General features: G+C 73.7%; 11 protein-coding genes. 4 read left to right on the top strand and 7 right to left on the bottom strand.

Going from position 1 to position 13,420, the window contains the following annotated elements:
* Positions 1-30: 30 nt before the first annotated feature.
* From WCD74_RS15165 to WCD74_RS15140, 6 genes are all read right to left on the bottom strand, one after another.
* A complete protein-coding gene (locus WCD74_RS15165) occupies positions 31-2,583 on the bottom strand; it encodes a helix-turn-helix transcriptional regulator (RefSeq protein ID WP_337695690.1) in 2,553 nt (850 codons plus the stop codon).
* A complete protein-coding gene (locus WCD74_RS15160; protein WP_337695689.1) occupies positions 2,583-3,752 on the bottom strand; it encodes a serine hydrolase domain-containing protein in 1,170 nt (389 codons plus the stop codon). The genes WCD74_RS15165 and WCD74_RS15160 overlap by 1 nt, the downstream gene beginning before the upstream one ends.
* Positions 3,753-3,838: 86 nt before the next feature.
* Positions 3,839-4,978 (bottom strand): alpha/beta hydrolase family protein, encoded by a 1,140-nt coding sequence (locus WCD74_RS15155; RefSeq protein WP_337695688.1) that lies wholly within the window; start codon positions 4,976-4,978, stop codon positions 3,839-3,841.
* 21 nt (positions 4,979-4,999) lie between these two features.
* Positions 5,000-6,019: an SMP-30/gluconolactonase/LRE family protein gene (locus tag WCD74_RS15150; protein WP_337695687.1), complete on the bottom strand. Its 1,020-nt coding sequence runs from the start codon at positions 6,017-6,019 to the stop codon at positions 5,000-5,002.
* Positions 6,020-6,034: 15 nt separating this feature from the next.
* Positions 6,035-7,147 (bottom strand): FAD-dependent monooxygenase, encoded by a 1,113-nt coding sequence (locus WCD74_RS15145; protein ID WP_337695686.1) that lies wholly within the window; start codon positions 7,145-7,147, stop codon positions 6,035-6,037.
* Positions 7,148-7,261: 114 nt separating this feature from the next.
* Positions 7,262-8,182, bottom strand: coding sequence for a LysR family transcriptional regulator (locus WCD74_RS15140; protein WP_337695685.1), 921 nt, complete (start codon positions 8,180-8,182; stop codon positions 7,262-7,264).
* Between the two features lie 217 nt (positions 8,183-8,399).
* Between WCD74_RS15140 and WCD74_RS15135 the strand changes: the two genes are divergently transcribed.
* The 3 genes from WCD74_RS15135 to WCD74_RS15125 are packed head-to-tail and all read left to right on the top strand — an operon-like array spanning position 8,400 to position 12,570.
* A complete protein-coding gene (locus tag WCD74_RS15135; RefSeq protein ID WP_337695684.1) occupies positions 8,400-9,431 on the top strand; it encodes a VOC family protein in 1,032 nt (343 codons plus the stop codon).
* Complete coding sequence (locus tag WCD74_RS15130) at positions 9,428-10,624, top strand: cytochrome P450 (RefSeq protein ID WP_337695683.1); 1,197 nt, start codon at positions 9,428-9,430, stop codon at positions 10,622-10,624. Before WCD74_RS15135 ends, WCD74_RS15130 begins: the two co-directional genes overlap by 4 nt.
* Positions 10,621-12,570 (top strand): acetoacetate--CoA ligase, encoded by a 1,950-nt coding sequence (locus tag WCD74_RS15125; RefSeq protein WP_337695682.1) that lies wholly within the window; start codon positions 10,621-10,623, stop codon positions 12,568-12,570. Before WCD74_RS15130 ends, WCD74_RS15125 begins: the two co-directional genes overlap by 4 nt.
* 10 nt (positions 12,571-12,580) lie before the next feature.
* Here the strand turns inward: WCD74_RS15125 and WCD74_RS15120 are convergent, their stop codons facing one another.
* A complete protein-coding gene (locus WCD74_RS15120) occupies positions 12,581-12,937 on the bottom strand; it encodes a VOC family protein (protein WP_337695681.1) in 357 nt (118 codons plus the stop codon).
* A gap of 90 nt (positions 12,938-13,027) precedes the next feature.
* Between WCD74_RS15120 and WCD74_RS15115 the strand changes: the two genes are divergently transcribed.
* On the top strand, positions 13,028-13,420 hold the full coding sequence (locus WCD74_RS15115) for an ester cyclase (protein ID WP_337695680.1): 393 nt from the start codon (positions 13,028-13,030) through the stop codon (positions 13,418-13,420).

Below are 13,420 nucleotides of genomic sequence, written 5' to 3'. Positions count from 1 at the left end.
GCGGAACATCTGCCGAGCGGCAGAGGCGATTCATTCCCGACGGCGGGCCGCGAGCGCGGCCAGTTCCACGCGGTTGGACACCCCGAGCTTGCCGAACACGCTGCGCAGGTGGGTCCGGACCGTCCCGGCCGACACCAGCAGGGCCGCCCCGACGGCCGCGTTCGTCAGCCCCTTCCCGACGAGGCGCACGACCTCCCGCTCGGTCGGGGTCAGGCTCTCCCACCCGCGCGACGGCCGGTCCCGACGACCCCGCGCCCGGGAGGCGTAGGCCACAGCGCCGTCGCGGTCCAGGCGCCGGCCACGCTCGGCGCACTCGGCCGACGTCGCCACCGGCAGGGCGGCGACCGTCGCGTCCCGGTCTCCCCGGACCGCCCGCCCGAGCGGTGACACGGCCAGGCCGAGCTCCTCGCGACGGCGGTCGGCGGCCGCGTGAAGGGTCGCCGCGACCGTCACGCGCCCGCTCCGCAGGGCGGACCGGGCGACGACGTCGAGGCCGTCGGGCACCAGCAGCTCGCACCCGGCCTCGGCCGCCGCAGCGAGCGCCACGTGGCCACCGGGCCCGTCGACCGCCCGCACCAGGGCGGCCGCCGCGGCGTGCTCCCGGTGCCCGATCGAGGCGGCCAGCTCCTCGGCCTCCGCGGCGGCGACCCCGTCGAGCGCGAGCGTCGCGTGCAGCAGGGCGACCTCCGCGCCCAGCGCCGGCAGCCCGGCGGCGGCGACCGCCTCGCGCAACGCGAGCGGCACGGGGCCGGGCGGGTCGGACCACGCCGCGGCGATCGCGTCGGCGAGCTCGACGACCAGCGCCGTCCCCACCCCGGGGTGCTCGGCGAAGAACGGACGCACCTGCGCGACCAGCGCCGACCCGTCGTCGGGACGGCCCTGGGCACAGACCGACCGCACGATCGGGAGCAGGCACGCGCCCGCGCTCACCGGCTCGGCCACCCCGAGTGCGAGACGGAGACCGTCCCGCCCGACCGCCTCGCCGTCGGCGAGCCGACCCGCGCGGACGGCGACGTCCGCCCGCACCGCCGCGTCCCACGCGCGCAGCTGGGCGTGGCCGAGCCGGTCGAGCGCGGGGAGGGCTGCGTCGGCGCACCTCAGGGCGTCGCGGTCCGCGCACTGCTGGAGGTGGCAGCACGCGAGCATCTGTCGGGCCTCGACCTCGCCCCAGTCGTCCTCGGCGTCCACGCCGAGCGCCACGGCCTCGGCGAGCACGTCGGCGGCGCCCGCCGGGTCGACGAACAGCTGCGCCATCCCGAGGAGAGTGAGGGCCCGGCCGCGGGTCGCGCCCTCGGCGCGGTCGGCGACGGCGGCCGCGAGCTCGACGCCCGCCGCGAGGTCACCCGCGTAGGCGGTGAGGAAGGCGAGCGCCCAGCCCAGCCTGGGCGGCACCTCGGGCAGGGCCTCGGCGACGCCGCGGGCGAGGTCCCGTCCCTCGTGACACCGTCCACGCAACGACCACCCGAACGCCAGGTCCACGACGATGCCCGCGGCCTCGTCGAGCCCCCGCCCGCTCGACGCCGCGCCCCGCAGGACGGCGACCACCGCGACGGACTCCCGGTCGAGCCGGTCCAGCGCACCCGGGTCGGCCCGCCCCAGCCCGTCCGTGAGCTCCCGGGCGAGGGCGGCGACCCACGAGCGCAGTCGGTCATGGACCGGCGCCTCGTCGAGCAGCGTCTCCGCCGCGTGCTCCCGCACCGTGTCGAGGAGCCGGTACCGCGCGTCCACGGGATCGAACGCGACCAGCGAGTGGTCGACGAGCGTCTCGAGCACCGTGGCGGGCTCGCCGGTCACGGCCCGCGCCGCCTCGAGCGTGAACCGCCCCGGCAGCACCGAGAGCGCGGCGAGCGCCCGGGCTGCGCGCTCGCCGGCGGCGTCCAGACCCCACGCGATGCAGGCCTGCAGCGAGCGGTGCCTGGCCGGGAGGCCGGGGTCGGCGCTGGCGGGGAAGCGCAGGCGGTCGCTCATCGCGTCGCGGATCGCCGCCAGCGGGAGCCCCCGCGCGTGGCCCGCCGCGAGCTCGACCGCCAGGGGCAGACCCTCGGCCAGCCGACAGATCGCGGCCACGGCGGAGTCGTCGGACGGCAGGTCGGCGCGGACCTCCCGGGCCCGCTCGACGAACAGCGCCCGCCCGTCGTCGGGCAGCCGCCCCACCGCCCGGACGGTCTCGCCGACGAGCCCGAGCCGCACCCGGCTCGTCGTCAGGACCCGGAGGTCGGGACAGCCCCGGACGACGCGGCCGACGAGACCGGCCGCGGCCGCGCGGACGTGTTCGCACCCGTCGATCACGAACAGGCCGTGCCGGTCGGCGAGGCTCGCGACGAGCCGGTCCTCGGGGGATGCGTCCGGGTCCTCGCGGATGCCCGCGGCCGCGAGCGCGGCCAGGGCCAGGTCCGCCGGGGCACCCGCCTCGACGAACCCGATCACGCCACCGACCGCGCGGGCGACCTCGACCGCCAGCCGCGTCTTGCCTGCCCCGCCGGGCCCGACGAGCGTCACCACACGGGTACGCCGGACGAGCCCGGCGAGGTCGCGGACGTCGTCGGCCCGCCCGACGAACGAGGAGGCGAACGCCGGCAGCACTAGAGCGCCGCGTACAAGGCCTGCTCGAAGTCCTGGTACATGCCCCACGCCTCGGGCGTGATGAACGGCAGCGAGTTCGTGTAGATCGACGCGGCGATGCCGGTGGTCCGGTCGACGAAGAAGTGCGTGTTGAACAGACCGGCCCAGGCGCCGGTGTAGGCCCGCCGTCCGCCCGGCACGTCGGCGGTGTTGAGCAGGAGGCCGTAGCCCCACGTCCAGCCGGGGCCGAGGGTGAGGGTGTCGGTGATGGGCGGGTCGGCGGTGGGGATCTCGGTCGGCATCGTGGCGCCGTCGAGCTGGTCGGTGAACGCCGCGTCGACGGTCTCCTCGCGCAGGATGCGCGCCCCGTCGAGCTCGCCACCGCGCAGCAGGGCCTGCTCGAACCGGATGTAGTCGCGCGGCGTGGAGTGCAGGCCGTGTCCGCCGGCCCACCACGACGGGTCGTCGGGGAGGATGTTGCCCTGCGAGGCCCAGACGCCGTCCTCGCCCCGCACGTGCACCGGTGTCTTGTTCGCCTGTCGGGCGTCGTCGAGGGCGAACATGGTGTCGTCCATGCCGAGCGGCCCGGTGATGTTCTCCTTCACGACGACGTCGAGCGTGGTCCCGGCGACGGCCTCGACGACACGACCCAGCCAGTCGGTGTTGATGCCGTAGACGAAGCGGGTGCCGGGGTCGGCGACCATCGGCGCCCCGAACGCCGCCATGTCTCCCGGCACCACGTTCGGGGTCCCGGTCGCCTCCTCCCACCGCTTCACGTCCGCGTCCCAGAACCAGTAGCCGAGACCGGACGTGTGCGTGATCAGCTGCTTCACGGTCGCCCTGCTCGCGGGCGCCCGCAGCCTCGGGGTGTCCCCGTCGAAGCCGTCGAGCACCTGCACCTCGGAGAACTCCGGGACGTAGGACTCGACGGGGGCGTCGAGGTCGAGCGCCCCGGACTCCATCTGCTGCAGCGCCGCCGTCGTCGCGACCATCTTCGTCATCGACATGATCCGGAAGTGCGTCCTGGTCGAGACGAGCTCGCCGCTGCCGACGACCCGCTCCCCCGCCGCTCCCTCGTAGATCACGCCGTCCCGGTCGGCGGCGATCGCCACGACCTGCGGGACGGCGCCGTTCTCCACGGCGGCGGACAGGACGCGGTCGATGCCGGAACCGTCGATCGAGCGGGACATGGAAGACCTCCGGGTGGCTGGTGGGTGAACCAGCTCACATCCAACCCGAGGAGATCCTGCTCGGTCGACCCTCCGGCCGGCGGGGCTCAGAGGGTGTCGTGGACCCAGTCGGCGATGTAGCCGGTCACGGCCGGGATGTTGTCGGCGCTGACGTGCTCGACTCCACCCTCGCGTTCGGTGAACCACGTGAGCTCGCGCTTCGGGCTGTTCACGGCGGTCTCGTACTGCGCCGTGGCGTACTCGCGCGGGATCTGACGGTCGTTCGTGCCGTGGGTGACCAGGAACGGGACCGTGATCCGCTCGGTGACGCCGACGAGGCTCATCGCCGGCGCGAAGGCCATGAACTCCTCGAGGGTGTCCTTCCCGAACACCCACTCGACGTGGTCCCAGTAGTGCGGCACGGGCCGGTCCCCCTCGCGGGCCAGGCGACGCTTCTGCAGCTCACCCCAGTCGTAGTTGGCGCCCCAGGCCACGCAGAGCGCGAACCGCTTCTCGAACGCCGCCGCGCGGGGCGCGTAGTAGCCGCCCAGCGACCACCCCATGACGCCGATGCGGCCGGGATCGACGTCGTCCCGCGTCTCGAGCCAGTCGACGCACGGCCCGGCCCAGTGCTCGCTGTCGTGCCGGCCGGTCAGGCCGCGCAGCCGGAGCGCCTCGCCACTGCCCGGGTGGTCGACGATCAGGGTCGACACGCCCCGTCGGGCCAGCTCCTGCGCGATCCCGGAGCCGAAGACCATCTCCTTCGTGCTGTCAAGACCGTTGGTGAACACCATGCAGGGCGCGGGGCCCGCGCCCTCGGCGGCGACGAACAGCGCCGGCATGCCGACGCCCTCGTACGGGATCTCGACTCGCGCGCATTTCAGCCGCCCGGTCGTGATCGCCCGCCCGAAGGCGTCGAGCATCGCGCGGTACGCGGTCCGGCGTGGGCCGAAGTGCCTGCTCTGCAGCCGCTCCGCGGTCAGGTAGTACACCGCGGCGCGCTGGTAGCGGGCGCTCGCCGTGAGCAGGTGGCCGGCCGCCTCGTCCTCCCGGGCGAGCCCGACCAGCCGGTCCGCCACCGCCGTCCAGGACCGGAAGAACAGCTCGGTCCCCGCGTCCTCGCCCTGCCGGGCCGCCTCGAGGAGGGGCGCGCAGGCCTCGGTCACCTCCCCGATCTGCCCACCGGTGTTCAGCGCGATGTTGACCGACAGGTTCCAGACGTAGTTGCCCGGGAACATCTCGAACATCGACGACTCCTCGCGGGTGGTCTACCAGTGCACCGGGGGCAGCCCCGGGACCGGTGAGGGGAAGGACGGCAGGGTGGTCCCGCGCAGGCTCCCGAGCAGGACCCGGTCCAGGCGCGGGCCACCGAAGGTGACGCTGGCCAACCACGGGGCGAGCGTGCCGCCGGTGCGGGACAGGGTCTCGAAGGCGACCGGACCGCCCGCGGCGAACTCCTCCTCGAACCGCGCGGTCGCCGCCGCGTCGCCGTCGTTGAACAGCTCCAGCAGCTCGCCCTGCGGCGTGAGGGCGACCAGACGGTCGGCGAAGATCATCGTCGCCCAGAGGTTGCCGACGGCGTCGAAGGTGATGCCGTCGACGAGCCCGTCCCCGAGCGAGGACGGCCCGAAGACCTCCCGTTCGAGCACCGAGCCGTCGTCGGCGATCCGGAGTCGCGACACGCGCTTAGCGGTGGTCTCGGCGACGTAGAGCCACTGCTCGTCGGCGTCGAAGCGGATCTCGTTGGTGAAGGCGAAGCCGTCGGCAACGACGCGCAGCCCGCGGTCGTCGAGCAGGGCGACGTAGCCGTCGGCCACGTGCCGGCCGATGGCGTCGCTCCAGGGGTTCACCATGGTCGACACCGTGATCCAGGTGCGCCCGCGACGGTCGCGCAGCACGAAGTTGACCTTGCCGAGCGGCCGCCCGTCGATGGTGTTGTGCAGGGTGCGGACGTTCCCGGCCCGGTCCATGGTCTCGAGCGCGTCGGTGCCGAAGTTGGCGATCAGGATGTCGCCGTCGTCGGTGAAGGCGAGCCCGTTGGGCAGCGTGCCCTCGAGGAGGCTCCCCGCCAGGTCGTGCTCGGTGTCGAAGCCCTCGGCAGGGCGGGCCACGACGAGGTCCTGGGTGCCGTCGGGGTGGATGCGCACGACACCGCCACGGGCGTCGGCGGTCCAGAGCGTGCCGTCGCGCTCGGCCAGGATGCACTCCGGCCGCTGCAGATCCTTCCCGACGAGGCGGACGGCGTCCGGGTCGAACTCCCAGTCGAGGAGGGGGTTCCTGGTGCCCACGATCTGCTCCTCCCGTCAGAACGGCTCGGCGAGGCGGTGCAGGGCCTCGCCCATGAGGCCGGCGTGGTCGGCGCCGGGCGTGTCCGGGTGGGTCTCCCACCAACTGATCTGCGCGGACGTCTCGACCACGTAGCGACAGCGGTCGAACCGCCGCGCGGCGAAGCGGTGCAGCCCCTCGTCGAGGTCCGCCGCCCCGGCGAGTTCCTCGCCGAGGGCCACCGCGTCCTCCAGGCACATCGCGGCCCCGGCCGCGAGGTGCGGGGTCGTGGCGTGCGCGGCGTCGCCGAGGACGAGGACCCGGCCCCGGTGCCACGGCGCGGGGACGAGCAGGTTCTCGAACCGGGTGTAGTGGATCGGGGTGGACTCGTCGACGGCCGCGCGCGCCGTGGCGCCGAATCCGCCGAACGGCGCGAGCCGGTCGCGGACGGCGGACGGCATGTCCGCCGGCCGGTAGCTCTCGTCGACCGCGAACAGCACGTACATGTACATGCTCTCCGGCCCGGTGGGCGTGAACCCGACGGTCGTCTCCGGGTCGCCCACGAGCTGGCACTCGGTGGTCAGCTCCTCCGGGCGGGGCAGCACCACCCGGAAGATGCCCTGACCGAGGTCGCGCACGTCGACGGGTCCGAGGACGGCCTCGCGCACCGTCGAGCGGAGTCCGTCCGCACCGACCACCAGGTCGTACCGGGCCGTGCGCCCGTCCTCGAACGTGACCGAGGCCGAGTCCGCCCCGGACCCGACCCCGACGACGGCGGCCCCCGTCCGGATCGCGACCCCGCGTGCCTTCGCGGCGTCGAGCAGGATCCGGTGCAGCTGCGGCCGCATCATCCCCACCATGCCGGGGTGGTCCGTCCCGACCGCCTTCGGCAGCGGGAAGCGCGTCAGGGGGTGACCGGCCGGGTCGAACAGCTCGAAATCGTTCATGACGAAGCCCTGCGCGACGCACTGCTCGTAGAGCCCGAGCCGTTCCAGCGCCCGCAGCGCGGCGCCGATCAACGTGATCCCGCTGCCGAGGGCGTGAATCTCCGATTCGCGTTCGGTCAGTTCGACGTCGATTCCACGAGTTGCGAGGGCGGTCGCGGCGGCGAGCCCGCCGACCCCGCCCCCGACGACCAGTGCGTTCGTCACGATGCCTCCTCCGCGCCGGTGCAGTCGGCTGTCGAACCCCGACGCTAGGGGCGACGGACGGCAGGCAGGTAGCGACGGATGTCGATGCGTGGCATCGACGCGATCGATGCCTCGTCAGTCCAGGGCCGCCGCGGCGTGCCGCACGCGGTCGCGCAGCCAGCGGTGCGCGGGATCGGCGTCCGTGCGGGGGGACCAGAACATCGCCTCGGTCAGCGGCGGGACGTCGAAGGGCGGGTCGAGCACCCGGACCGGCAGGGTGGGCGCGAAGTGCGCGACGAGCCGCTCGTGCAGCAGGGCCACCATGCGGGTGCCCGGCAGCATCAGGGGCTGGATGACGAAGCTCTGGGTGGCGACGTCGACGTGGCGATCGATCCCCAGCCGCCGGAGCCGGAGGTCGCTGATGGTGGTCCCGGGGCGGCCCTCGTAGGCGAGGTAGGGCAGCTCCCGGAACTGCTGCTCGGTGATCGTCTCCCCGATGTCGGGGTGGTCGCGGTCGATCGTGATGAGCAGGCGCTCGGTGAACAGCGGGGCGGACCGCAGCTCGGCGCCCCGCCCCAGGAGCTCGGTCGGCAGCACGAGCAGGTCGAGTTCGTCGCGTGCCAGCCGCTCGCCCGCGTCCGGCGTCGTCGGCCGGACGGTGAGGCGCAGGTTCGGCGCCTCCTGCTCGAGCTCGGCCAGGAGCGGGCGCAGCAGGACCAGGAGCACGAAGTCGCTGGCCATCAGCGTGAACGTGCGGCGATCGGTCCGCGGGTCGAAGTCCCGGGTGGCGCGCACCGTCGACTCGATGGTGTCCAGCGCGTCCCTGATGGGCGCGACGAGCTCCAGCGCGGTCGAGGTCGGCCGCAGGGTGCGCCCGTCGCGGACCAGGAGCGGGTCACCGAAGAACTTGCGCATCCGCGCGAGCGACGCGCTCATCGCCGGCTGCCCCACCGAGAGCCGCTCCGCCGCCCGGGTCACGCTGCACTCGTCGATCAGGACGTCGAAGGCGACCAGCAGGTTCAGGTCCAGGTGCTGGAGCAACGAGTCGCGGTCCATCGTCGGCCCACTCTCTCCGGGGAGCCAGGACACTACCTCGTCCGGGCCGCCGTCCATCGATGTCGTCGATCGATGGGGCGGCCTCTCACCATCGATCGCGACGATGGCAGCCATCGACGCGGCGACGGTTCCGCGGAACTGTGCCGCGATTTAGCGTCCCTTCCCGACGGACCGGCCGGACGATTCCGCCGGGACCCGCACACCGGGAGGAACGTTCATGGCCCGCCTGCTGAGTCACCTGCTCTCGCTCGAGATCACGAGCCCCGACGTGGAATCGTCGGTCGCGTTCTACGTGGAGCGCTTCGGACTGCGCGTGATCGACCGGGCCGACGGCAAGGTCCACCTGCGGTGCTGGGGTGACCACTACCGCCACAGCCTGGTCGTGTCCCCGGGGCCCGACGCCGGCCTCGCGACCATGACGTGGCGGACCGACAGCGCCGAAGCCCTCGACGAGGCCGTCGCGCGGGTGGAGGCGGGCGGCGTCACGGGGGAGTGGCGCGAGGACCTGCCCGCCCAGGGGCGGACGTACACATTCGTCGGCCCCTTCGGGCACCGGATGGGCCTGGTCTGGGACGTCCCGCCGTTCGAGGCGGAGGACGGCTACACGTCGGTCTACCCGGACCGCCCCGAACGACGCAGCAGCCACGCCGCCGCGCCGCGCTTCCTCGACCACGTGACGATCGCGGCCTCCGACGTCCGCGGCTTCGCGCAGTGGTACTCCGAGGTCCTCGGCTTCCGGGTCATGGCCTTCACCGACCTCGAGGACGCCCCGGTCACGGTCTTCTCGGTCCTGACCACGAACGAGAAGTCCCACGACCTCGGCATCGTCGTCGACACGTCTGCGACCGCGGGGCGCGTCCACCACATCGCCTTCTGGGCCGATCATCCCGAGGACCTCGTCCGGACGGCGGACCTCCTCCTCGAGCACGGCACGCCGATCGAGTACGGACCGTCGGTGCACGGCATCGGCGAGCAGCACTTCCTCTACTTCCGCGAGCCGAGCGGCCTGCGCGTCGAGCTGAACTCCGGGGGCTACCGCAACTACGTCCCGGACTGGCGGGCCCGAACGTGGCGGCCGTCGGAGGGGTCGAACGACTTCTTCCGCAACTGGCACATGCCCGACTCGATGATGGAGGCGTTCCCGGCCGCGACCGGGATGGCGGGCACCGAGGACGGCGTCTCCCCGCAGCTGCACGAGGAGCTGACCAACCCGTGGGCGGCCCGGACGCCGGAGGTGGAGGCGTCGTGACCACGACCTCGGCATCCCCGACGTGGTCAACCTTCGACCCGTTCGCCCCCGAGCAACGGGCCGACCCGTACCCCGCGCTCGCCGCGCTCCGGGACGAGGCGCCGTGCGCGCACCTCGACCGCTACGGCGTCTGGCTGGTCTCCCGCTACGACGACGTCGCGGCCGTCCTGAAGGACTGGGAGACGTTCTCCTCCGCGCAGGGCGCCGGCCTCGAGCCGGTCGCGACGCCGGAGGAGGGCGGGGTGATCCTGTCGACGGATCCACCCGAGCACACGCGCGTGCGCCGCGCCGTTGCCCGGGACTTCACCCCGAAGGCCATCGGTCAGCTCGAACCGCGGGTCCGCGAGCTCGTGGGCCGCGCCCTCGAGGTCGCGCTGGCCGAGGGCGAGATCGACTGGGTCAGCCACGTCGCCCAGCCCGTGCCGACGACGGTGATGGCCGAGCTGATGGGCTATCCCGACCGGCACCGGAACGAGTACTGCCGGTGGGCATCAACGATCTTCGACTCGATGGGGTGCCCGGCCGGCGGGGAGTCGTCGGTGCTCGGGGAGGCCATCGGCGGGCTCTTCGGCCTCGTCGGACAGATCGCGGCCGACGGCGAGTACGTCGCCGGGGGCTGGGCCGATCGCATCGTCCGGGCGGGCGAGCGGGACGAGCTCGCACAGGGTGAGGTCGTCTCGCTGCTCGGCGGCATCCTCGTCGCGGCGATGGACACGACCGTCAACATGCTCGGCAACCTCCTGCACGCGCTGGCGACCCACCCCGACCAGTGGCGGCGGCTGCGGGAGCGGCCGGACCTCGCGTCGGGCGCGGTCGAGGAGTCGCTGCGGTTCGAGTCGCCGGTGCAGCCCGGGTTCTTCCGGGTCACCACCACCGAGACCACCGTCGCCGGGGTCGCCGTCCCACCCGGTGCCCGCGTGATGGTCGCCTTCGGCAGCGCGAACCGCGACCCGCGGCAGTTCCCGGACCCGGACCGCTTCCTGATCGACCGCACACCCAACGAGCACCTCGCCTTCGGCCGCGGGGTCCACTTCTGCCTGGGCGCGCCGGTCGCCCGGATGATCGGGCGCGTCGTCCTCGAGAAGCTGGTGTCGTCCGTGGCGGAGATTCGCCCGGCCGGCGTGGCACGGCGCAAGGACAACCGGATGCTGCGCGGGTTCGAGCACCTCCCGCTGGCCCTCGCACCGTCGTGACGGACGTCGACCCGATCTGGGTCCCGGACGAGGCGGCCGTGCAGGACGCCCGCCTCACGGCGCTCGCCCACCTCGTCGCCGGGCGGCACGGCGTCGACCTCGACGGCTACGACGCGCTGCAGCGCTGGTCGGTGGAGCACCTCGCGGATTTCTGGACGGCGGTGCTCGACCTCTTCGACGTGCAGGTCGACGGCGACCGGAGCCGCGTCCTCGTCGACGACGCGATGCCCGGCGCGCGCTGGTTCCCCGACGTCGCGCTGAACTACGCCGAGCACGCGCTGCGTGGCGACGGCCACGAGCTCGTCGTCGTCGCCGAGACCGAGGACGGCACGACCACCACCCGCACCCGCGGCGAGCTCCGCGCCGAGGTCGGCGCCTTCGCCGGGTGGCTGCGCGGGCACGGCGTCGTCGCCGGGGACCGGGTGGTGGGGTACCTGCCGAACGGCACCCACGCCCTCGTCGCCTTCCTCGCCTGCGCGAGCCTCGGCGCCGTCTGGTCGGTCTGCGGCCAGGACTACGCCGCGGCGGGCGCGGTGGCCCGCTTCGCCCAGCTCGAGCCGGTCGTGCTGGTCACCGCCGACGGCTACCGGTGGAACGGGCGGGTGCACGACCGTCGCGACGAGGTCGAGGCGCTGCGCGCCGCGCTGCCGACCCTGCGCCACTCGGTCGGCGTGGAGCACGCGGGGCTGGGCGTGCCGCCGGGCACCGTGGGCTGGGACGAGGCCCTCGCCGCGCCGGCCGAGCCGACCTTCGCGCGGGTGGCGTTCGACGCCCCGCTGTGGGTGCTGTTCTCCTCGGGCACCACCGGCGTCCCGAAGGGCATCGTCCACGGCCACGGCGGGGTGCTGCTGGACCACCTCAAGCTCCTGGGCCTGCACCTCGACCTGCACGAGCGCGACCGGTTCCTCTGGTACACCACCCCGAACTGGATGATGTGGAACGTCCAGGTCTCCGGCCTGCTCGTCGGCGCCACCGTCGTCCTCTACGACGGCAGCCCCGCCCACCCCGACGCGGGACGGCTCTGGACCCTGGCCGCCGCGCACCGGGTCGCGCTCCTCGGCGTCAGCCCCGGCTACCTCCTCGCGAGCGCGAAGGCGGGCCTCGAACCCGGTCGCAGCCACGACCTCGGCGCCCTGCGAGTCCTGGGCTGCACCGGCTCACCGCTGCCCGCGAGCTCCTACCACTGGGTGCACGACCACATCGGCGCCGCGATCCAGCTCGCGTCGAGCACCGGGGGCACCGACGTCGTCTCCGGCTTCGCCGGCAGCGCGCCCACCACCCCGGTGTGGCCGGGCGAGATCTCCGCGCCGCTGCTCGGGGTCGCGCTCGAGGCGTGGGACGCCGAGGGCCGGCCGGTCGTCGACGAGGTCGGCGAGCTGGTGGTCACCCGGCCGATGCCCTCGATGCCGCTCCGGTTCGTCGACGACCCCGACGGCGAGCGGTACCGCGACGCCTACTTCTCGGTGTTCCCGGGCGTCTGGCGCCACGGCGACTGGGTGCGGATCACCGCCCGCGGTTCGGTCGTCGTCTCCGGCCGCTCCGACTCCACGCTGAACCGCCACGGGGTGCGCCTGGGCAGCGCCGACCTCTACGCCGTCGTCGAGGCACTGCCCGAGGTGCGGGAGGCCCTCGTGATCGGCGCGGAGCTCGACGACGGCGGCTACTGGATGCCGCTGTTCGTGGTGCTCGAGCCGGGCGTCGACCTCGACGCCGACGGCGGAGCGCTCCGACGCCGGATCACGGACGCGATCCGCACGCAGGCGTCCCCCCGGCACGTCCCCGACGACGTCCTCGCCGTCGCCGCGATCCCGCACACGCGCACCGGGAAGAAGCTCGAGGTCCCGGTCAAGCGGCTGCTCCAGGGCGCGTCGCTCGACCGGGTCGCCGGCCGCGACGCCGTCGACGACCCGGACGTGCTCGCGTCGTTCGCCCGCTTCGCGCGGTGATCGGGCCCGCTCAGCCCGCCGGCGGGGTGTAGAACTGCAGGTCGTTGCCCTCGGTGTCGCGGAACGGGAGGATCCGTCCCCACGAGTGGTCGCTGATGTCGTCCTGGACGTCCGCCCCGCGGGACCGGATCGTGTCCCGTGCCTCCTCGAGCGTCCCCTCCGGCTGGAACGTGATCACGGCGCCGCCCTCGTCGGCGACCTGGGCGTTCTCGTACGCGTTGAGCCCGATCGTCAACCCGTTGGCGTCGAACTCGGTCCACTGGTCGCCCTCGCTGGTCAGGCGCAGCTCGAGCACGTCGCGGTAGAACGTCACCGCGCGCTTCATGTCGTTCACCGGGACCCACACCGTCGCGATACCGATCGCCACACGAACCTCCTCGTCGATCGACCCGGGACGGGTCGAGGTCGTGCGCGCCTACCCGAGCGCGGTCGTCGGGGAAACGGTTCAATCGCGCCGATGGGTGGGACGAGCGACCTCGAGCAGCGCTACCGGGACTACCTCGGCTGCCTCAACGCCCGGCGCTTCGACGACCTGGGCGCCCACGTCGGCGAGGACGTCCTCCACAACGGTGTCCGGCTGGGGCTCGGCGGCTACCGGGCGATGCTGGAGAACGACGTCGGGACGGTCCCGGACCTGGTCTTCGACGTGCGGCTCCTCGTCGCGACGGGCGACACCGTCGGCGCGATCCTCGGGTTCGAGTGCACACCGGTCCGGGAGTTCCGCGGGCTCCCGCCGACCGGGAGGGCGATCTCCTTCACCGAGCACGTCTTCTACCGGTACCGCGGCGGGACCATCGCGCAGGTCTGGTCGCTCCTCGACGACGCCGCGATCCGCGCACAGCTCTCCTGA

Source organism: Actinomycetospora aurantiaca (assembly GCF_037401875.1).
Taxonomy (GTDB): domain Bacteria; phylum Actinomycetota; class Actinomycetes; order Mycobacteriales; family Pseudonocardiaceae; genus Actinomycetospora; species Actinomycetospora aurantiaca.
The sequence above is the reverse complement of the archived record's forward strand: the minus strand, read 5'-3'. Positions and strand labels throughout refer to the sequence as shown.